At 55.2% G+C, this 18,511-nt stretch carries 19 protein-coding genes and 1 pseudogene; 10 read left to right on the top strand and 10 right to left on the bottom strand.

Annotated features, from left to right (window positions below):
• Window positions 1-108 precede the first annotated feature (108 nt).
• From poxB to GKAS_RS12705, 4 genes are all read left to right on the top strand, one after another.
• The gene (poxB, locus tag GKAS_RS12720; RefSeq protein WP_035894667.1) at window positions 109-1,827 is read left to right on the top strand and encodes a ubiquinone-dependent pyruvate dehydrogenase; all 1,719 of its coding nucleotides are present in this window, start codon (window positions 109-111) and stop codon (window positions 1,825-1,827) included.
• Between the two features lie 37 nt (window positions 1,828-1,864).
• On the top strand, window positions 1,865-2,866 hold the full coding sequence (ltaE, locus tag GKAS_RS12715; RefSeq protein WP_035894666.1) for a low-specificity L-threonine aldolase: 1,002 nt from the start codon (window positions 1,865-1,867) through the stop codon (window positions 2,864-2,866).
• Window positions 2,867-2,876: 10 nt separating this feature from the next.
• Window positions 2,877-4,319, top strand: coding sequence for a DUF2867 domain-containing protein (locus GKAS_RS12710; protein ID WP_035894665.1), 1,443 nt, complete (start codon window positions 2,877-2,879; stop codon window positions 4,317-4,319).
• Window positions 4,320-4,406: 87 nt separating this feature from the next.
• Window positions 4,407-5,420 carry an NAD-dependent epimerase/dehydratase family protein gene (locus GKAS_RS12705; RefSeq protein ID WP_035894678.1) on the top strand — a complete coding sequence of 338 codons (1,014 nt, stop codon included), beginning with the start codon at window positions 4,407-4,409 and terminating at the stop codon, window positions 5,418-5,420.
• Window positions 5,421-5,423: 3 nt separating this feature from the next.
• Here GKAS_RS12705 and GKAS_RS12700 read toward each other — a convergent pair whose 3' ends face one another.
• Together GKAS_RS12700 and GKAS_RS12695 are read right to left on the bottom strand one after the other, a co-directional pair.
• Window positions 5,424-6,260 carry an N-acetylmuramoyl-L-alanine amidase gene (locus GKAS_RS12700; RefSeq protein WP_035894664.1) on the bottom strand — a complete coding sequence of 279 codons (837 nt, stop codon included), beginning with the start codon at window positions 6,258-6,260 and terminating at the stop codon, window positions 5,424-5,426.
• Window positions 6,257-6,580 (bottom strand): heavy metal-binding domain-containing protein, encoded by a 324-nt coding sequence (locus GKAS_RS12695; protein WP_035894663.1) that lies wholly within the window; start codon window positions 6,578-6,580, stop codon window positions 6,257-6,259. The genes GKAS_RS12700 and GKAS_RS12695 overlap by 4 nt, the downstream gene beginning before the upstream one ends.
• 170 nt (window positions 6,581-6,750) lie before the next feature.
• On the opposite strand from GKAS_RS12695, the gene GKAS_RS12690 reads away from it, so the two are divergent.
• The 6 genes from GKAS_RS12690 to artJ all read left to right on the top strand — a co-directional run bounded on the left by GKAS_RS12690 (window position 6,751) and on the right by artJ (window position 11,350).
• Window positions 6,751-7,266: a lipoprotein gene (locus tag GKAS_RS12690; RefSeq protein WP_035894662.1), complete on the top strand. Its 516-nt coding sequence runs from the start codon at window positions 6,751-6,753 to the stop codon at window positions 7,264-7,266.
• 311 nt (window positions 7,267-7,577) lie between these two features.
• Window positions 7,578-8,306 (top strand): arginine ABC transporter ATP-binding protein ArtP, encoded by a 729-nt coding sequence (artP, locus tag GKAS_RS12685; RefSeq protein ID WP_035894661.1) that lies wholly within the window; start codon window positions 7,578-7,580, stop codon window positions 8,304-8,306.
• Between the two features lie 17 nt (window positions 8,307-8,323).
• A complete protein-coding gene (gene artI, locus GKAS_RS12680; RefSeq protein WP_035894660.1) occupies window positions 8,324-9,055 on the top strand; it encodes an arginine ABC transporter substrate-binding protein ArtI in 732 nt (243 codons plus the stop codon).
• Between the two features lie 6 nt (window positions 9,056-9,061).
• On the top strand, window positions 9,062-9,778 hold the full coding sequence (artQ, locus tag GKAS_RS12675; protein ID WP_035894658.1) for an arginine ABC transporter permease ArtQ: 717 nt from the start codon (window positions 9,062-9,064) through the stop codon (window positions 9,776-9,778).
• Window positions 9,778-10,446: an arginine ABC transporter permease ArtM gene (artM, locus tag GKAS_RS12670; RefSeq protein WP_035894657.1), complete on the top strand. Its 669-nt coding sequence runs from the start codon at window positions 9,778-9,780 to the stop codon at window positions 10,444-10,446. The genes artQ and artM overlap by 1 nt, the downstream gene beginning before the upstream one ends.
• Window positions 10,447-10,618: 172 nt before the next feature.
• Window positions 10,619-11,350 carry an arginine ABC transporter substrate-binding protein ArtJ gene (artJ, locus tag GKAS_RS12665; protein ID WP_035894656.1) on the top strand — a complete coding sequence of 244 codons (732 nt, stop codon included), beginning with the start codon at window positions 10,619-10,621 and terminating at the stop codon, window positions 11,348-11,350.
• Window positions 11,351-11,431: 81 nt separating this feature from the next.
• Here artJ and rlmC read toward each other — a convergent pair whose 3' ends face one another.
• From rlmC to GKAS_RS12625, 8 genes and pseudogenes are all read right to left on the bottom strand, one after another.
• Window positions 11,432-12,559, bottom strand: coding sequence for a 23S rRNA (uracil(747)-C(5))-methyltransferase RlmC (rlmC, locus tag GKAS_RS12660; protein WP_035894655.1), 1,128 nt, complete (start codon window positions 12,557-12,559; stop codon window positions 11,432-11,434).
• A 42-nt stretch (window positions 12,560-12,601) separates the two neighbouring features.
• A complete protein-coding gene (locus GKAS_RS12655; protein ID WP_035894654.1) occupies window positions 12,602-13,087 on the bottom strand; it encodes a YbjO family protein in 486 nt (161 codons plus the stop codon).
• 60 nt (window positions 13,088-13,147) lie between these two features.
• On the bottom strand, window positions 13,148-13,993 hold the full coding sequence (gene potI / locus GKAS_RS12650; RefSeq protein WP_035894653.1) for a putrescine ABC transporter permease PotI: 846 nt from the start codon (window positions 13,991-13,993) through the stop codon (window positions 13,148-13,150).
• Entirely contained in the window at window positions 13,990-14,943 is a 954-nt protein-coding gene (gene potH, locus GKAS_RS12645) for a putrescine ABC transporter permease PotH (protein ID WP_035894651.1), read from the bottom strand. The genes potI and potH overlap by 4 nt, the downstream gene beginning before the upstream one ends.
• 10 nt (window positions 14,944-14,953) lie before the next feature.
• Complete coding sequence (gene potG, locus GKAS_RS12640) at window positions 14,954-16,087, bottom strand: putrescine ABC transporter ATP-binding subunit PotG (protein WP_156105150.1); 1,134 nt, start codon at window positions 16,085-16,087, stop codon at window positions 14,954-14,956.
• Between the two features lie 141 nt (window positions 16,088-16,228).
• Entirely contained in the window at window positions 16,229-17,341 is a 1,113-nt protein-coding gene (gene potF / locus GKAS_RS12635; RefSeq protein WP_035894649.1) for a spermidine/putrescine ABC transporter substrate-binding protein PotF, read from the bottom strand.
• Between the two features lie 406 nt (window positions 17,342-17,747).
• The gene (locus GKAS_RS12630; protein WP_035894648.1) at window positions 17,748-18,227 is read right to left on the bottom strand and encodes a type III secretion system chaperone family protein; all 480 of its coding nucleotides are present in this window, start codon (window positions 18,225-18,227) and stop codon (window positions 17,748-17,750) included.
• Window positions 18,228-18,355: 128 nt separating this feature from the next.
• Window positions 18,356-18,511: pseudogene (locus tag GKAS_RS12625) on the bottom strand (30S ribosomal protein S6--L-glutamate ligase); the annotation flags it as partial.

Raw genomic sequence — 18,511 nt, 5'->3', positions numbered from 1 at the left:
CTTCTCATTTACTAAATATACCCGCTGAAAATAAGGGTATATTTCCAGCGAAACGACGAGTTTCATCTAAACTTGTAACCGGTATCACAATTCCGGAGATGGAAAACCATGAAACAAACCGTAGCCAACTACATTGCGAAAACATTAGAACAAGCAGGAGTGAAACGAATCTGGGGCGTGACGGGCGATTCGCTCAACGGCCTTAGTGACAGCCTGAACCGAATGGGCACCATTGAGTGGATGCCGACACGACATGAAGAGGTGGCCGCTTTCGCCGCTGGCGCGGAGGCACAGCTCACCGGCGAACTGGCTGTATGTGCCGGTTCCTGCGGGCCGGGAAACCTGCACCTCATCAACGGACTTTTTGACTGCCACCGCAACCACGTACCGGTGCTTGCCATTGCCGCGCATATTCCGTCGAGTGAAATCGGCAGCGGCTACTTCCAGGAAACCCATCCACAGGAGCTGTTCCGCGAATGCAGCCACTACTGTGAACTGGTGTCTACGCCGGAACAAATCCCGCAGGTGCTGGCCATTGCGATGCGCAAAGCGGTGCTGAACCGCGGCGTGTCTGTGGTGGTTCTGCCTGGCGATGTCGCGCTGAAGGCCGCGCCAGAAAGCGCCAGCACAAACTGGTACCCAGCGCCTCATCCTATCGTCACACCGCCACAAAGCGAGCTGGATAAACTGGCCGAGAAGCTCAAGTCTTCGCGTAATATTACCCTGCTGTGCGGCAGCGGTTGTGCGGGAGCGCATGAAGAGCTGACCGCATTTGCCGGTAAGCTCAAGTCCCCTATCGTTCACGCGCTGCGTGGCAAAGAGCACGTGGAATATGACAACCCGTATGATGTCGGCATGACCGGGCTTATCGGTTTCTCATCCGGTTTCCACGCCATGATGAACGCCGACACGCTGATCCTGCTCGGTACCCAGTTCCCCTACCGCCCGTTCTACCCGACCGAAAGCACCATCATCCAGATAGACATTAACCCGGCCAGCATCGGCGCGCACAGCAAAGTGGATATGGCGCTAGTGGGTGATGTGAAAGCCACGCTGGCGGCGCTGCTGCCGCTGTTAGAAGACAAAAGCGATCGTAGCTTCCTCGATAAAGCGCTGGAGCACTATCACAGCGCGCGCAAAGGATTAGACGATTTAGCCAAGCCGAGCGATAAGGTCATCCACCCGCAGTATCTGGCGCAGCAAATCAGCCACTTTGCCGCTGAAGATGCCATCTTCACCTGCGACGTGGGCACGCCAACCGTATGGGCCGCGCGCTACCTGCAAATGAACGGCAAACGCCGCCTTCTCGGGTCGTTTAACCACGGCTCCATGGCTAACGCGATGCCGCAGGCGCTAGGCGCGCAAGCTACTGAACCCGGACGTCAGGTCGTGGCGATGTGCGGCGATGGCGGTTTCAGCATGCTGATGGGCGATTTCCTCTCGGTCGTGCAAATGAAGCTGCCGGTGAAAATTGTGGTCTTTAACAACAGCATACTGGGCTTTGTGGCGATGGAGATGAAAGCCGGCGGTTACCTCACCGACGGTACGGAGCTTGGCGATACCAACTTTGCCCGCATTGCTGAAGCCTGCGGGATAACCGGTATTCGCGTCGAGAAATCCGCTGACGTCGATGCCGCCCTGCAACGCGCCTTCAGCATCGATGGCCCGGTGCTGGTCGATGTGGTTGTCGCGAAAGAAGAACTGGCAATTCCACCGCAGGTTAAACTTGAGCAGGCCAAAGGTTTCAGTCTGTATATGCTGCGTGCCATCATTAACGGACGCGGGGATGAAGTAATCGAACTGGCGAAAACCAACTGGCTCAGGTAAAAATGGAGGCATTATTCTGAGTTAAAAAGGAAATGCCGTGATCGACCTACGCAGTGATACCGTAACCCGCCCGACGCGCGCCATGCTGGAAGAGATGATGGCCGCGCCGGTCGGTGACGACGTTTATGGCGACGACCCTACCGTTAACGCCCTTCAACAATACGCCGCCGAGCTTTCGGGCAAAGAGGCGGCGCTGTTTCTCCCTACCGGCACCCAGGCCAACCTGGTTGCCCTGCTAAGCCATTGCGAGCGCGGCGAAGAGTATATCGTCGGCCAGGGTGCACATAACTATCTCTACGAGGCAGGCGGCGCGGCGGTGCTGGGTAGCATTCAGCCGCAGCCGATTGATGCCGCTTCAGACGGTACGCTGCCGCTCGATAAAGTCGCGGCAAAAATCAAAGCCGACGATATCCACTTTGCGCGTACCAAACTCCTGAGCATCGAAAACACCCACAACGGTAAAGTGCTGCCGCAGGCCTACCTGAAAGAGGCGTGGGAATTTACCCGCGAGCGTGGCCTGGCCCTTCACGTAGACGGCGCACGTATCTTCAACGCCCTGGTCAGCTACGGCTGCGAGCTGAAAGACATTGCCCAATACTGCGATTCTTTCACCATTTGTCTTTCAAAAGGCCTCGGCACGCCGGTCGGTTCACTGCTGGTCGGCAACCATGACTACATCAAACGTGCTAACCGCTGGCGCAAAATGACCGGCGGCGGTATGCGTCAGGCAGGTATTCTGGCAGCCGCCGGGCTGTATGCGCTGAAAAATAACGTTGCGCGCCTGCAAGACGACCACGACAACGCGGCATGGCTTGCCGAGCAGCTGCGTGAAATTGGCGCAGATGTTATGCGCCACGACACCAACATGCTGTTTGTGCGTGTCGGCGACGCTCACGCCGCAGCGCTGGGCGAGTTTATGAAAGCACGCGGCGTATTGCTTAACGCCTCGCCTGTCGTGCGCCTGGTCACTCATCTGGACGTTAATCGTCAGCAGCTCGAAGACGTTGTCTCACACTGGAAAGCCTTTTTAGCCCGTTAAGGAGGCTGACGTGCCACGTACTATTCTGGTTTTTGGTGCCAGCGGCTATATCGGCCAGCACCTGGTGTCTGAATTAAGCCAGCGCGGGTATACCGTGCGGGCGGTGGCACGTCGCATTGAGCGGCTACAAAAGCTACAGCTTCCGGGCGTGACCTGCTATTCGGTCGACCTGGAAAAAACCACCGATGTCGCACGACTGCTCAACGGCGTCGATACCGTCTACTACCTGGTGCACGGTATGGGCGAGAGTAAGGACTTTATTAAGCACGAGCGCCGCGTGGCGGAAAACGTACGCGACGCGCTGCTAATAACCCCGGTAAAACAGCTGATCTTCTTAAGCTCGCTACAAGCACCGGAGCATGAACAGTCGCCACACCTGCGCGCTCGCCAGCTCACGGCGGATATTCTGCGCAGCGCAGAAGTCCCTGTCAGCGAACTTCGGGCCGGGATCATCGTCGGCGCGGGCTCTGCCGCTTTTGAGGTGATGCGCGACATGGTCTATAACCTACCGGTGCTCACCCCACCGCGCTGGGTGCGTTCACGCACGACCCCTATCGCACTGGAAAACTTGCTGTTCTACCTGGTCGAACTGTTAAACCATCCGTCACCAGAACACCGCGTGTTTGAAGCCGCAGGCCCGGAAGAACTGACCTATCAGCAGCAGTTTGAACATTTCATGGCGGTCAGCGGTCGCCATCGGCCGCTGATCCCCATTCCGCTACCCACTAGTTGGATCTCGGTATGGTTCTTAAATGTGATTACGTCCGTGCCGCCCACGATCGCCAAAGCGCTGATCCAGGGACTGAAACACGATCTGCTCGCGGACGATCGCACGCTACGCGCGTTGATCCCTCAGCAACTGATCCCCTTCGATGAAGCGGTTCGTCGCACACTGGAAGAAGAAAAAAAGCTCGCCAACTCCAGCGACTGGGGCTACGACGCGCAGGCTTTTGCGCGCTGGCGGCCCGAGTACGGTTTTTTTGCCAAGCAGGCCGGTTTTACGGTTCAAACATCGGCAAGCCTTTCTGCGCTGTGGCAGGTGGTAAACCGTCTGGGCGGTAAAGAGGGCTACTTCTTCGGAAACGTGCTGTGGAAAACGCGCGCGGCGATGGACCTGCTGGTCGGACACCGGCTCGCCAAAGGCCGCCCGGAACGAGCGATGCTGCAGGTGGGTGATACCGTCGACAGCTGGAAGGTTATCATCGTAGAACCTGAAAAAGCGCTCACTTTACTCTTTGGCATGAAAGCACCCGGCCTCGGTCGTCTAAGCTTTACCATGGTCGATAAAGGCACACATCGTGAACTTGACGTACGCGCCTGGTGGCATCCGCACGGTATGCCAGGATTACTCTACTGGCTGTTGATGATCCCGGCGCATCTGTTTATCTTCCGGGGAATGGCGCGGCGTATTACCCGTCTGGCAGAAGAAGCGACAGGAAAAAGTGCGCAATAACCCTTTTTCGTCTTAGTTTCCCATTGCATACAAGTGAAATAAACGGAAGAATGCGCACGAAACTCTTTTTTAATACTGTGGATGATTATGAAGGTACTGGTCACCGGCGCCACCAGCGGGTTAGGCAGAAACGCGGTTGAATATCTGCGTAGCAGAGGCATCAGCGTCAGAGCGAGCGGTCGCAACGAAGCGATGGGCAAACTGCTGGAGAAAATGGGCGCGGAGTTCGTCCATGCTGACCTGACTGAACTGGTTTCCTCCCAGGCAAAAGTGATGCTGGCGGGCGTTGACACGCTGTGGCACTGCTCCAGCTTCACCTCACCGTGGGGCACCCAGGCCGCCTTCGACTTAGCCAACGTTCGTGCCACCCGCCGTCTTGGCGAATGGGCCGTCGCGTGGGGCGTACGCAACTTCATTCACATCTCTTCACCGTCGCTGTACTTTGATTACCATCACCATCGCGATATTACCGAAGATTTCCGCCCTCACCGTTTCGCCAACGAGTTTGCCCGCAGCAAAGCGGCAAGCGAAGAGGTGATCCAGCTGCTGGCACAGGCCAACCCGAATACCCGCTTCACTATTCTTCGTCCACAGAGCGTCTTTGGTCCCCACGATAAAGTGTTTATTCCGCGTCTGGCGCAGATGATGCACCACTACGGCAGCGTGCTGTTGCCGCGCGGCGGCCATGCGATGGTGGATATGACCTACTACGAGAATGCGGTTCACGCCATGTGGCTCGCCAGCCAGCCGCGCTGTGACGACCTGCCTTCCGGCCGCGCCTACAACATCACCAACGGTGAACCGCGCACCCTGCGCAGCATCGTAGAGCGTTTGATTGACGAACTGGATATCCCCTGCCGCATCCGCTCAGTCCCTTATCCAATGCTGGATATGATTGCCCGCAGCATGGAGCGCTTTGGTGATAAAAAAGCGAAAGAGCCGTCACTCACCCACTACGGCGTATCAAAGCTGAACTTCGATTTTACGCTGGATATCAGCCGCGCCCGCGAAGAGCTGGGCTATGAACCCATTGTCTCATTAGACGACGGTATTGTGCGTACCGCCGCCTGGCTGGAAGATCACGGCAAACTGCCGCGCTAGGGCTTAGCCCTGGCCGTATTTCTCCAACAGCGCCTCAGCAATCGCCAGGCTTTCTGCGTCGGCAACGCCGTCATAGCGCGTCGGGCGGAAGTGCATCTGGAAGGCGGCAATTACCCTGATTTGCTGCATTCTGGTCATCCCCGGTTTCACCTCATAACCATATCGCGCCAGCAGGTCGAGCAGATTATTCGTCGCCACCGGCGCGTTAGGTGAGCGCCCGTTCAGGTAGAACGCCACCCGATTTTCATCCGGCCATGCGCCAATCCCCTGCTGCGCCAGCGACTTCCAGGGGAACAGCGGCCCCGGATCGTCTTTACGCTGCGGCGCAATGTCGGAGTGAGCAACCACGTTCTGCGGCTCAATGTTGTAGCGCTTGATGATATCTTTCGCCAGCGGCACCAGCGCCTGAATCTGCGCCGGTTCAAACGGCGTGAAGAACTTGGCGCCGTCGGCTTTCTGCCAGCCGCGGTTCTCAAGCTCAATGCCGATAGAAGTATCGTTGATGCGCGTTGCGCCGCGCCAGAAGCTGATGCCCGCATGCCAGGCGAGCTTCGACTCGGGCACCAGTTGCCAGATTTTCGGCTTGCCGTGCAACAGCGGCGGTACTGCCGGAATCAGGTAATGCACGCTCACCTGCTGGCCGATTAACGTCGCGAGCGAGACGTCAAAATCATCCGCCGTGTAATGAATCACCAGCTCTTTAACGCGCGGATACGCCTGCGGCGATGACTGGCTGGTATCCAGCACATAATTTTGCTTTTCAACGACGGCCTTTTTGTCTTCTCCGGCACAGCCCGCCAGCACCATTGCCAGCACCACCACGGTGAGTAAGCGTTTCATCGGCGCGTTTTGACCGCCGTACCGCTTACGCTCACCATTAGCATGCTGCTGTCTTTGCCGACGGTTTCATAATCAATATCAATCCCGACCACCGCATCGGCACCCAGCGCTTTGGCCTGCTCGCCCATCTCCTTGAACGCAATTTCTCGCGCCGAACGCAGCTCTTTTTCATAAGCACCAGAACGGCCGCCAACGATGTCACGAATGCCGGCAAAAAAATCGCGGAAAATATTGGCCCCTAAAATCGCCTCGCCGGTGACCACGCCGCAGTATTCAGTAATCGGTTGCCCTTCAAGGGTGGGGGTCGTAGAAAATTGCATGGACTGCTCCTTCGTTAACGTTCAATGCCTTAGCTCTCTGCGCTAAACGCATTATCGGACCGATACGCTATGCTTGAAAAGGGAATACTCCATTATCGTATACATAAATCGCGCCCGCTGCATGGCGGCATATGGGCGATGAATGTTGAGACTGCTAACAAGGAATCACTATGCGTTACACCAACCTTGCACTTCTTCTTCCCGCAGCACTGCTATTAAGCGCCTGTACCACCGTAACCCCGGCCTACAAAGATACCGGAACCCGTATGGGACAGTGCGTAGAGGGCGGTCCTGACGCCGTCGCTCAGAAGTTTTACGACTACCAGATACAGCACCGCAGCACTGATTTCACCGCCCTTCGCCCTTATCTGAGCGACGGTCTGGCGAAACTACTGAGCGATAGCAGTCAGGACCCCGACAAACGTGCGTTGCTACAGTCTAATCCGTTCTCCAGCAGCGCAACGACGCCTGGCAGCGCTGACGTGGCTAGCGCATCGACCATCCCGAATACCGACGCCCGTAATATCCCGCTGCGCGTTGAGTTAAAACAGGGGACTCAGAGCTGGAAAGATGAAGTGCTGATGATCCGCGAAGGCAACTGCTGGGCCGTTGATGACGTGCGCTACCTTGGCAACAATACCCACGCACCGGCAGGTACTTTGCGTCAATCTCTTGAAAAACGTTAATAAATTGTAACGTAATTCTGTCAAATGCCTTATCCCGGCAAAATGTCTGGCATTCCCCGTGGAATGCCGACATTTATACCCCGCGCCCACCCCGACCGTTATTTTGTGCTAACTTTAAAAGAAAAGTTGGTTTATATTTAAGTTTTAACGCACAAATATTGCATAACTATTCTGTCAAAGGTACTATTTGCGGCCTCAATTGCTGATAATTCTCTATGGGCTGATACCTTCAGCGGAGAAATCCAAAAACGACAGCAGAGCATGCACCTGGCCTTTCCAGGGCGAGAACAACACATTCGTGACGGGTATCAATGAGCATTAAATTAGACGGCATTAACTGCTTTTATGGCGCGCATCAAGCGCTGTTCGACATCACGCTGCAATGCCCTGAGGGCGAAACGCTGGTACTGCTTGGCCCAAGTGGCGCAGGTAAAAGCTCACTCCTGCGCGTGCTGAATCTGCTGGAAATGCCGAAATCCGGTACTCTGGCGATTGCGGGTAACCACTTCGATTTTGCTAAGACCCCGTCAGACAAAGCCATTCGCGAACTGCGTCAAAACGTGGGCATGGTTTTCCAGCAGTACAATCTCTGGCCTCACCTGACGGTAGTACAAAACCTGATTGAAGCACCGTGCCGCGTGCTGGGCTTGAGCAAAGACCAGGCGATGGCGCGTGCGGAAAAACTGCTGGAGCGTTTACGCCTCAAGCCGTTCAGCGACCGTTATCCGCTGCACCTTTCCGGAGGCCAACAGCAGCGCGTAGCCATTGCACGTGCGCTGATGATGGAACCGCAGGTTCTGCTGTTTGATGAACCAACCGCCGCCCTTGACCCGGAAATCACCGCCCAGATAGTCAGCATCATTCATGAACTGGCTGAAACCAACATTACCCAGGTTATCGTCACCCACGAAGTGGAAGTGGCGCGTAAAACGGCCAGCCGCGTGGTGTACATGGAAAACGGTTATATCGTCGAACAAGGCGATGCAAGCTGCTTTAACAGCCCACAGACTGATGCATTTAGAAGTTATCTTTCTCACTGAGATTCAGGACAATGACGATGAAAAAAGTACTGATTGCCGCGCTGCTTGCTAGCGTCAGCCTCTCCGCTGCCGCCGCTCAAACTATCCGTTTCGCGACCGAAGCTTCTTACCCTCCGTTTGAATCCATGGATGCCAACAATAAGATCGTCGGCTTCGATGTGGATCTGGCTAACGCCCTTTGTAAAGAGATCGACGCGACCTGTACCTTCAGCAACCAGTCTTTCGATAGCCTGATCCCAAGCCTGAAATTCCGTCGTATTGACGCGGTCATGGCCGGTATGGATATCACCCCTGAGCGTGAAAAGCAGGTACTGTTCACCACTCCGTACTACGACAACTCCGCGTTGTTCGTTGGCGTGAAGGGTAAATTCACCAGCATCGACCAGCTGAAAGGCAAAAAAGTCGGCGTGCAGAACGGTACCACGCACCAGAAATTCATCATGGATAAACATCCGGAAATCACTACCGTCCCTTACGACAGCTATCAGAACGCCAAGCTAGATCTGCAAAACGGGCGTATTGATGCGGTCTTTGGTGACACCGCTGTCGTTACCGAATGGCTGAAAGCCAACGACAAGCTGGCCGCCGTCGGCGATAAAGTGACCGATAAAGGCTACTTCGGTACCGGCCTGGGTATTGCTGTCCGTCAGGGCAACACCGAGCTGCAGCAGAAATTCAACGCTGCGCTGGAAAAAGTGAAGAAAGATGGCACTTACGAAACCATCTACGCTAAATGGTTCCAGAAGTAAGACTTGATGAACGAAATGTTTCCTTTAGCAAGCGCCGCCGGCATGACTGTCGGCCTTGCCGTTTGTGCGCTGATAATCGGCCTCGCGCTGGCGATGTTCTTTGCGGTATGGGAGTCAGTTAAATGGCGCCCTATCGCATGGCTCGGCTCCGCGCTGGTTACCGTGCTGCGCGGCCTGCCGGAAATTCTGGTGGTGCTGTTTATCTACTTCGGCTCTTCGCAGCTGCTGCTGACGCTGTCCGACGGTTTTAATATCAACCTCGGTTTCGTACAGATTCCCGTGCAGATGCAGATCGAAAACTTCGACGTCAGCCCGTTCCTGTGCGGCGTCATTGCCCTCTCCCTGCTCTACTCCGCCTACGCTTCGCAGACACTGCGCGGCGCGCTGAAAGCGGTGCCAGCGGGTCAGTGGGAGTCCGGCCAGGCGCTGGGGATGTCGAAAAGCGCAATCTTCTTCCGTCTGGTTATGCCGCAGATGTGGCGACACGCGCTGCCGGGCCTCGGCAACCAGTGGCTGGTGCTGCTGAAAGATACCGCGCTGGTATCGCTGATTAGCGTGAACGATCTGATGCTGCAAACCAAGAGTATCGCCACCCGCACCCAGGAGCCGTTTACCTGGTATATCGTGGCGGCGGCTATCTACCTGGTGATTACGCTACTCAGCCAGTACATTCTCAAACGCATTGACCTGCGTACCACTCGCTTTGAACGGAGACCAGGCTGATGCTCGAGTATTTACCGGAACTGATGAAAGGGCTGCACACCAGCCTGACGCTGACCGTGGCCTCCATCCTGGTGGCGCTGGTGCTTGCGCTGATTTTCACCATCATCCTGACGCTGAAAACGCCGGTGCTGGTATGGGTGGTTCGCGGCTACATTACGCTGTTCACCGGTACGCCACTGCTGGTGCAGATCTTTCTCATCTACTACGGCCCGGGCCAGTTCCCGACGCTGCAGAACTATCCGGTTCTATGGCACCTGCTCTCTGAGCCGTGGCTGTGCGCGCTGATTGCTCTGTCGCTGAACAGCGCCGCCTACACCACTCAGCTGTTCTTCGGTGCCATTCGCGCCATTCCGGAAGGCCAGTGGCAGTCCTGTAATGCGCTGGGGATGAGTAAGAAAGATACGCTGGCCATTCTGCTGCCCTACGCCTTTAAACGCGCGCTCTCTTCCTATTCCAACGAAGTGGTGCTGGTGTTTAAGAGTACGTCTCTGGCCTACACCATCACGCTGATGGAAGTCATGGGCCACGGTCAGCTGCTCTACGGGCGCACCTACGACGTGATGGTTTTCGGCGCTGCCGGGCTGGTTTATCTGGTCGTTAACGGCCTGCTGACGCTGATGATGCGTTTAATCGAGCGCAAAGCGTTGGCCTTCGAGCGTCGCGACTAGTTTCTGCATAAACTATGTTTGTAAAATGGATAAGCCATTGGCCTATCCGTTTTTTTTGTAAATCATAAAATATTTAATCAAATATATTGCATATAAATTCACGCAGTGGCATTGTAGCTCCATGCCACACGCAGGGCAGCACCCAATAAGCGAGACAGACAGGAGCTCATCCATGAAAAAATTAGTATTGGCCGCCTTACTTGCCACCGTCGCCGCAGGCGCCCAGGCCGCAGATAAAATTAGCTTTGGCGTTTCCGCCACCTACCCGCCGTTTGAATCCATGGATGCCAACAACCAGATTGTCGGCTTTGATATCGATCTCGCTAACGCGCTCTGTAAGCAGATGCAGGCTGAATGTACGTTCACCAACCATGCGTTCGATAGCCTGATCCCGGCGCTGAAATTTAAGAAATACGACGCGGTTATCTCCGGTATGGATATCACTCCTGAGCGTAGCAAACAGGTTGCCTTTACCGATGCTTACTATGCTAACTCGGCGCTGGTGATTGCCAAAAAAGGCGAGTTCAAAACCTTTGACGATCTGAAGGGCAAACGTATCGGGATGGAAAACGGCACGACCCACCAGAAATACCTGATGGATAAGCACCCGGAAGTGAAAACCGTGGCCTATGACAGCTACCAGAACGCGATTATCGACCTGAAAAATGGCCGTATCGACGGCGTGTTTGGTGATACCGCGGTGGTGAACGAATGGCTGAAAACCAACCCGCAGCTGGGTGCCGCCACTGAGAAAGTGACCGACCCACAGTACTTCGGCATTGGTCTGGGGATTGCGGTACGTCCAGACAACAAAGCGCTGCTGGAAAAACTGAACGGCGCGCTGAAAGCGATTAAAGCTGACGGTACCTATCAGAAGATTAACGATAAGTGGTTTGCTGAGTAATCAGCCGTTCCCGGGGTCGCTAACGCTCGCCCGGCTACATAAAGCTCATCCGTAGCCCGGCCAAGCGAAGCGCCGCCGGGACTATCTCCGCACCAACAACGTCAATACCTCGTAATGTGCCGTGTGCGGGAACATATCAAACAGCTGCACCTTCTCTACGCGATACCCTGTCAGATGGGCAAAATCTTTCGCCATCGTCTGCGCATTACAGCTGGAATAGATAATGAATTCCGGTGCCATCTCGCTTAAATAGTCACACAGCGCCTTGCCAATGCCGCGACGCGGTGGATTAACCAGCACCAGTTGAGGAATATCAGCCTGAGCGGTAGCAAACTGGGTCGAGTCCAGCGCCTGGAAATGAAGCTTTTCCAGGCCCAGCGCCGCCGCCGACTGTTTAGCACAGGCGATAGCTTCCGGCGCAATTTCAATGCCGGTCAGCGTCATTTCCGGCGTGGCACAGTGCAAACCAAAGCCACCCACGCCGCAGAACAGATCCCACATATGGTTAACCGGTAGCGCCCTCACCCAGTCGCGCGCGGTAGCGTACAGCGCGCTCGCCACCGTCGGGTTGGTCTGGAAGAAGCTCTGCGGGCGGATCCACAGCGGCACGTCGTTAAAACTCTCCGCCAGCGCCTGCTGCTCAGTAAAGAAAATTTCCTGCTCGCCTTCCATAATCGCCATATGTACCGGCTGGATATTGGCGGTAATCACCTTTAACTGCGGCAGCTGCGCCTGTAGCCACGGCAGCGCCGCGCGAAGCTGGTCCAGCTTGGCTTGTGAGCGCAGAACGAAACGCAGCATCATACCGCCGTCCAGCTGGCTTTCGGTAAGCAGCAGATATTTAAGCTCGCCGCGCTTGCGCGCCACGTTATAAGGCGTTAAACCCGCGCGGGCAATAAACGGCTTCAGCGCAGCAAAGACCGGAGCAAACGCATCGGGATACAGCGGGCAGTCGGTTAAGTCTTCCGGCGTACCGTCGCGGTGCAGCATGCCGAGCAGCGGGCGTTCTACGCTACCGCTGACCACCATTTTGGCTTTATTACGAAAACCCTGTTCCGGGCCGGATACCGGTGCGCACCAGGCGTTAACGGAAAAATCCGCCAGCAAACTCTGGAGATCGGCCATTTTGGCCGTAAGCTGCTCGGCTATCGGCTGCTCAATCCACTGACAGGAACGGCAACGATGGGCATCATAAAGTGCGCACTGCATAGAAAGACCTTGAGAAAATCGGGGGCGTGGATTGTATCACCGTTATTGTAAGCGGAAAAATCGTCGGGAGGCTGCGGGCACAAAAAGCAGGCATAAAACCAGCAAGTCCGGCATTTTTTGCATGACCAGCGAGCGGAAAATCTCCCGCTTTGATTCGCCCGCGATGCTGAACAGCTCGGGATAACCATAACCCAAGGATGCGGCCCACAGATAGCTGGCAGCAATCACCTGCGTCAACAGATAGACCCAGCGCGCCCAGTTACGCCCTTTTACCAGCGAAAACGCACAGCCTATCTCAACAAAAACCAGCACCAGGCTACTGAGAAAAACCAGCGTCAGCGTCCAGGTTTGTACGCTGCGATGAATAAACTCGCCAATGCCGTGTAGCCCGAGCAGGTTGATTATCATAATCAGGTCGAGACAGCGGATTAAAATAATGGCGAGCGCCGCCACCTGCACCACAGCAGGGACATTCAGACGAGCATGCGAACGGCTTCGAGTAAACAGATCCAATGTATTGCCTTCCATGAAAACGATGCCGCGAACGCTCGCGGCATCGACTGCATATCCGTATCGATTTTAAGAGGATTATCCGCGTCTTGCACGCTGGATATCGCGTACCCGTTGTTTTTCTGCGCGCGCCATCAGATACCAGGCGATAAATCCGACAATTCCGACCACGCCGAGGATAAGCGTTGCCAGCGCGTTAATCTCCGGATTCACCCCCATACGCACGCTGGAGAAGACCAGCATCGGCAGCGTTGTCGCACCCGGGCCCGAGACAAAGCTAGCAATCACCAGATCGTCGAGCGACAGCGTGAAGGCAAGCAGCCAGCCAGAGACCACGGCGGGCATGATCATCGGCAGCGTAATGATGAAAAAGACCTTCAACGGCGTTGCGCCGAGATCCATCGCCGCCTCTTCAATCGAACGGTCAAGTTCACGCAGGCGCGAGGAGATCACCACCGCCACGTAAGCCGTACAGAAGGTCACATGCGCCAGCCAGATGGTCAGCATGCCACGGTCGGCAGGCCAGCCAATCGCGTGACCCAGTGCGACGAACAGCAGCAGTAGCGACAGCCCGGTGATGACATCCGGCATAACCAGCGGCGCCGTTATCATAAAGGCAAAGCCAGTGGACCCGCGGAAACGGCCAAAGCGCACCATCACCACGGCGGCAATAGTACCGAGGATGGCCGCCATGGTTGCCGCACAGGCCGCAATTGTCAGGCTGAGCCCCACGGCGCTCATCATTGCATCGTCGCGGAACAGCTCGCCGTACCAGCGCGTCGACCAACCCGCCCAGACGGTGACCAGCTTCGAGCTGTTAAACGAATAGACCACCAGCATCAGCATCGGTGCATAGAGGAAGGTAAAGCCAATCACCAGGATCAGAATGCGCCACGGCGATCTTACGACAGGCAGGTTGTTCATCCGTGGTCTCCCATCTGTTTTTGCTGATGTTTATGGAACCACATGATCGGCACGATCAGCAGCAACAGCATGACAATCGCCACCGCCGAGGCTACCGGCCAGTCGCGGTTGTTAAAGAACTCCTGCCACAGCACGCGGCCGATCATAATGCTGTCCGGGCCACCCAGCAGTTCCGGAATCACAAACTCCCCAACCGCCGGGATAAATACCAGCATCGACCCGGCAATAATCCCGCCTTTGGTGAGCGGCACAATCACGCTGAAGAAGGTTTTCAGCGGGCGAGCGCCCAGATCCAGAGAGGCTTCCACCAGCGAATAGTCGATGCGAGTCAGCGCGGTATAGATTGGCAGCACCATAAACGGCAGATAGGCGTACACAATGCCAATATAAACCGCCAGGTTGGTGTGCAAAATCGTCAGCGGCTGATCGATAACGCCTAACCACATCAGAAAGTTATTCAGAATGCCGTTATTTTTCAGGATCCCCATCCACGCATAAACGCGGATTAAGAACGAGGTCCATGACGGCAGAATCACCAGCAGCAGCAAAATATTTCGCGTTGACGGTTTACTGTGCGCCACCGCCCACGCCAATGGGTAGCCGAGCAGCAAACAGCAGAGAGTCGAGATCCCCGCCACCTGCAATGATTGCAGATAAGCCTCAAAGTAAAGCGGATCGTCGGTAAGCTGCAGGAAGTTACCGAAGTTCAGCGCAACGGTGAGCTGACCGTCGGCCCACTCCATCAGTTCGGTATACGGCGGGATCGCGCGCGCCATCTCCGCCAGGCTGATTTTAAAAACAATCAGGAATGGCAGCAGGAACAACAAAATCAGCCACACGTACGGCATAGCGATAACCAGCTTGCGCCCGTGTTTCATATTGATGCGCGCCAGCCACAGCACGAAGCCGCCCGGTTTACGCGGGCGGGCCGGTGGTTCAAACGTACTCATAGCCCCCTCCTTAAACCGTCAACACCACGCAGCTATCGGCATCCCAGCACAGACGCACCTCGTCACCCCAGGTGGGTAATCCTTTCTGGTAGCGATGGGCGTTCTGCAACTGGGCGCTGATCATCTGCCCGCTCTGGAGCCGCACGTGGTAAATGGAGAGATCGCCCAGATAGGCAATATGCACCACTTCGCCGACGGCAAAGTTATAACCGTCCGCAGGCGGCTCTTCGCAGAGCATGATTTTTTCCGGTCGTAGCGCAACGTACACCGGCACATTGTCGACAACCGAGGCATCCGGATCCACTTTCAGCGGGTGAACCAGCCCCGGAGAGTCAATCACCAGACCATCGTCCTCGCGCGACTTCAGCAGCCCCTCGAAGACGTTGACCGAGCCGATAAACTCAGCGCTGTAGCGTGTGGTTGGGTGCTCGTAAATCTCTTCCGGCTCGCCAATCTGCACAAACTTACCGCGGTTCATAATGGCGATACGCCCGGCCATCGTCATCGCCTCTTCCTGGTCATGGGTCACCATCACGCAGGTCACGCCGACGCGCTCCAGAATATCGACCACTTCCAGCTGCATACGGTCGCGCAGCTTTTTGTCCAGCGCGCCCATTGGCTCATCCAGCAGTAGCAGCTTAGGCCGTTTCGCCAAACTGCGGGCCAGCGCCACGCGCTGACGCTGGCCGCCGGAAAGCTGATGCGGTTTACGCTTGGCAAATTCCTGCATATGCACCAGCGCCAGCATTTCAGCAACGCGGGCGGTAATTTCCGCTTTCGGCAGTTTGTCCTGCTTGAGACCGAAAGCGATATTCTGCTCCACCGTCATATGCGGGAAAAGCGCATAGGACTGGAACATCATGTTAATCGGGCGCAGATAAGGCGGCACGTGCGCCAGGTCGACGCCGTCCAGCATAATCTGCCCAGCGGTAGGCTGCTCAAAGCCCGCCAGCATACGCAGCAGGGTTGATTTACCACAGCCGGAAGCGCCCAGCAGCGCAAAAATTTCGCCTTTATAAATGGTGAGGTTAACGTCGTCTACGGCGTGCTGGCCGTCGAAAGATTTGGTCAGGTTACGGATTTCCAGCAGCGGGGTAAGCGCTTTGCGGGTTTTCGCCTGTGGGCGGGGAATAGCGTCGTTCAATCTGGTGCTCTCCGGCAAAATACAAATATCGATATGACCCGGTTGTCATATCAACCTCTGGACACCGACCGTAGAACCGGTGTCCAGATTGGGGCAGATGCACTGCCCCGGTGCATATTCATCACATAATGGGTGAATGAATTATTTCCCGCTTTTCACTTTGGTCCACGCACGCGTTCTTACGCGGTCGATTTTTGGATCCTGGACCTTCAGCGTAAACAGCTTGGAGAAGACATCCGCTGGCGGATAAATTGCCGGGTTGTCACGAATTTCAGCGCTCACCAACGGCGTTGACGCTTTGTTGCCATTCGCATAGAACACGTGATCGCTGATATGAGCAATCACATCCGGACGCATCAGATAGTTAAGGAACTGGTAGGCTTCGTCTTTATTCTTCGCATCGGCTGGCATCGCAAAGACATCAAAGAATGCCAGTGCGCCCTCTTTCGGAATGAAGTAGGAAACATTCACGCCATTTTTCGCTTCTTTCGCGCGATTTGCCGCCTGCCACACATCACCGGCCCAGCCGATAGCGACGCAGATATCGCCGTTCGCCAGGTCGTTAATGTACTGAGAAGAGTGGAAGTAGCGAATGTTAGGACGCAGTTTCAGCAGCAGATCGGTCGCCGGGCCGGTGTAGTCATCAGCCTTGGTGCTGTTCGGATCTTTGCCTAAGTAGTTAAGCACGGTCGCGAAGATTTCTTCTGGTGCATCGAGGAAAGAGACGCCGCAGCTTTTCAGCTTCTCCAGGTTTTCCGGCTTCATCACCAGATCCCAGCTGTTCAGCGGCACATCTTTGCCCAGTACGGCTTTGACTTTGTCGACGTTATAGCCGATACCGGTCGTCGCCCACAGGTAAGGCATCGCGTATTTGTTGTCCGGGTCGTGTTTAGCCACCAGCTTCAGCACGTCGGGGTCGAGGTTTTTCCAGTTTGGCAGTTTGCTCTTATCCAGCGGCTGGAACACACCGGCGGTGAGCTGACGCTCCAGGAAGCTTGCCGACGGCACCACCAGGTCAAAACCGGTGCTGCCCGCCATCAGTTTGCCTTCCAGCACTTCGTTGGAATCAAACACGTCATAGACAACTTTAATCCCGGTCTCTTTTTCAAAATTCGCTACGGTGTCCGGCGCGATATAGTCAGACCAGTTATAGATATGCAGCGTTTTTTGTTCCGCAGCGAGCACGCTTGCCGAGGCGACCATCAGCGCCCCTGTCACCAGACCTGTTAACCATTTTTTATTTAAGGCGGCCATATCTCTTATCCTTCTTATCGCCCGTTAACAAACGGGCCAAATATACGCAATTTAGAGTATGCAGAAATCATGCATATTTTTTCGTACTGCATGAAAGAGAAGAGACCGGGCTCCCCTGCAGTCATTGCTCGCTTTATCAATGCAAGAACCTCGCCAACAAAGGGAATTGCCAGCAATAAATAGGGGGGGCATCGATATGTCGCAAGAATAACTGTAGCCCGCACCGGAGGCTATAGGTCAGTGTAAAAAACGCCTTTTATCAATTTTTTATGCAAGATCACTCTATCTGATAAGCCAAAAGGGGCAATCAGGTAGTGAATGAATCTTTAAAAATAGGTTAAACGCAGAATAAAAGCAGGTAATACGCAGCCACTATGGCAGTGACTGCGTTAATTCACGGGGATGATTAGTGAAGAAAATGGTATTGAATATCTTCCGGCGGCTGCTCTTCGTCTTCCGGCTTATAGAGCAGCTGATGCGCGTTTGCCTCGAGGATCACCATCGACACCTGCTCTTCGCTCTGCGTCGCGAACGCGGCGAACTGTTCGAAAGTCACCCCTACGCCGACGGATAAAGACTGGCAAACCACCAGCTTTGGCAGATTATCATCCTGCATATCGAGAAACGCCTTCACCGTCAGCGAACTGGCGTTAATAGCGGAGAGATCGGCCCCCAGCGCCAGCAGCGCGGATGGCTTGACCTCAGCCAGCGCCGAGAAAAGCACGACGTTATCAATGAGATCAATTTTGGCATCGAAGACGCCTTCAAAATTTTGCATATGCGGCAGGTGCAGCGCCTGACAGGTGTCGCACTCAAAAAAGCTCATGCCCATTTCGTCGAGCCACTGACGTAACGTATCCAGACTCGGGACGACGAGAGAATCCATATTGCCTATGACCTCATGCGGTAAAGTAAAACATTCCAGACAAACAAATGACCGGGCAGCAGCCCGGTATCAGTACGAGAGTAGCGCATAGCTTACGCAAAAAAGGTGTCACATACCATGAAAGCGCGCTATCCGCCGATTTTCAGACAAAAACCAGGGTGCGCCTGACGCTCGATCCACTCGATCATTTTTCCGGCAATATCGATGCCGGTGGTGGTCTCCACCCCTTCCAGCCCCGGCGATGCATTGACTTCCATTACCAGCGGGCCGCGGTTAGCGCGCAG

Origin of the sequence: Kluyvera ascorbata ATCC 33433 (genome assembly GCF_000735365.1) — a bacterium.
Taxonomy (GTDB): domain Bacteria; phylum Pseudomonadota; class Gammaproteobacteria; order Enterobacterales; family Enterobacteriaceae; genus Kluyvera; species Kluyvera ascorbata.
Note: the sequence above shows the minus strand (reverse complement) of the source record. Positions and strands in the feature narration are given on the sequence as shown.

Coding starts and splice junctions, on each gene's coding strand:
- poxB (WP_035894667.1), top strand. CDS start 109: ATGAAACAAACCGTAGCCAACTACATTGCGAAAACATTAGAACAAGCA.
- GKAS_RS12705 (WP_035894678.1), top strand. CDS start 4,407: ATGAAGGTACTGGTCACCGGCGCCACCAGCGGGTTAGGCAGAAACGCG.
- GKAS_RS12700 (WP_035894664.1), bottom strand. CDS start 6,260: ATGAAACGCTTACTCACCGTGGTGGTGCTGGCAATGGTGCTGGCGGGC.
- GKAS_RS12695 (WP_035894663.1), bottom strand. CDS start 6,580: ATGCAATTTTCTACGACCCCCACCCTTGAAGGGCAACCGATTACTGAA.
- GKAS_RS12690 (WP_035894662.1), top strand. CDS start 6,751: ATGCGTTACACCAACCTTGCACTTCTTCTTCCCGCAGCACTGCTATTA.
- artP (WP_035894661.1), top strand. CDS start 7,578: ATGAGCATTAAATTAGACGGCATTAACTGCTTTTATGGCGCGCATCAA.
- artI (WP_035894660.1), top strand. CDS start 8,324: ATGAAAAAAGTACTGATTGCCGCGCTGCTTGCTAGCGTCAGCCTCTCC.
- artQ (WP_035894658.1), top strand. CDS start 9,062: ATGAACGAAATGTTTCCTTTAGCAAGCGCCGCCGGCATGACTGTCGGC.
- artM (WP_035894657.1), top strand. CDS start 9,778: ATGCTCGAGTATTTACCGGAACTGATGAAAGGGCTGCACACCAGCCTG.
- artJ (WP_035894656.1), top strand. CDS start 10,619: ATGAAAAAATTAGTATTGGCCGCCTTACTTGCCACCGTCGCCGCAGGC.
- rlmC (WP_035894655.1), bottom strand. CDS start 12,559: ATGCAGTGCGCACTTTATGATGCCCATCGTTGCCGTTCCTGTCAGTGG.
- GKAS_RS12655 (WP_035894654.1), bottom strand. CDS start 13,087: ATGGAAGGCAATACATTGGATCTGTTTACTCGAAGCCGTTCGCATGCT.
- potI (WP_035894653.1), bottom strand. CDS start 13,993: ATGAACAACCTGCCTGTCGTAAGATCGCCGTGGCGCATTCTGATCCTG.
- potH (WP_035894651.1), bottom strand. CDS start 14,943: ATGAGTACGTTTGAACCACCGGCCCGCCCGCGTAAACCGGGCGGCTTC.
- potF (WP_035894649.1), bottom strand. CDS start 17,341: ATGGCCGCCTTAAATAAAAAATGGTTAACAGGTCTGGTGACAGGGGCG.
- GKAS_RS12630 (WP_035894648.1), bottom strand. CDS start 18,227: ATGGATTCTCTCGTCGTCCCGAGTCTGGATACGTTACGTCAGTGGCTC.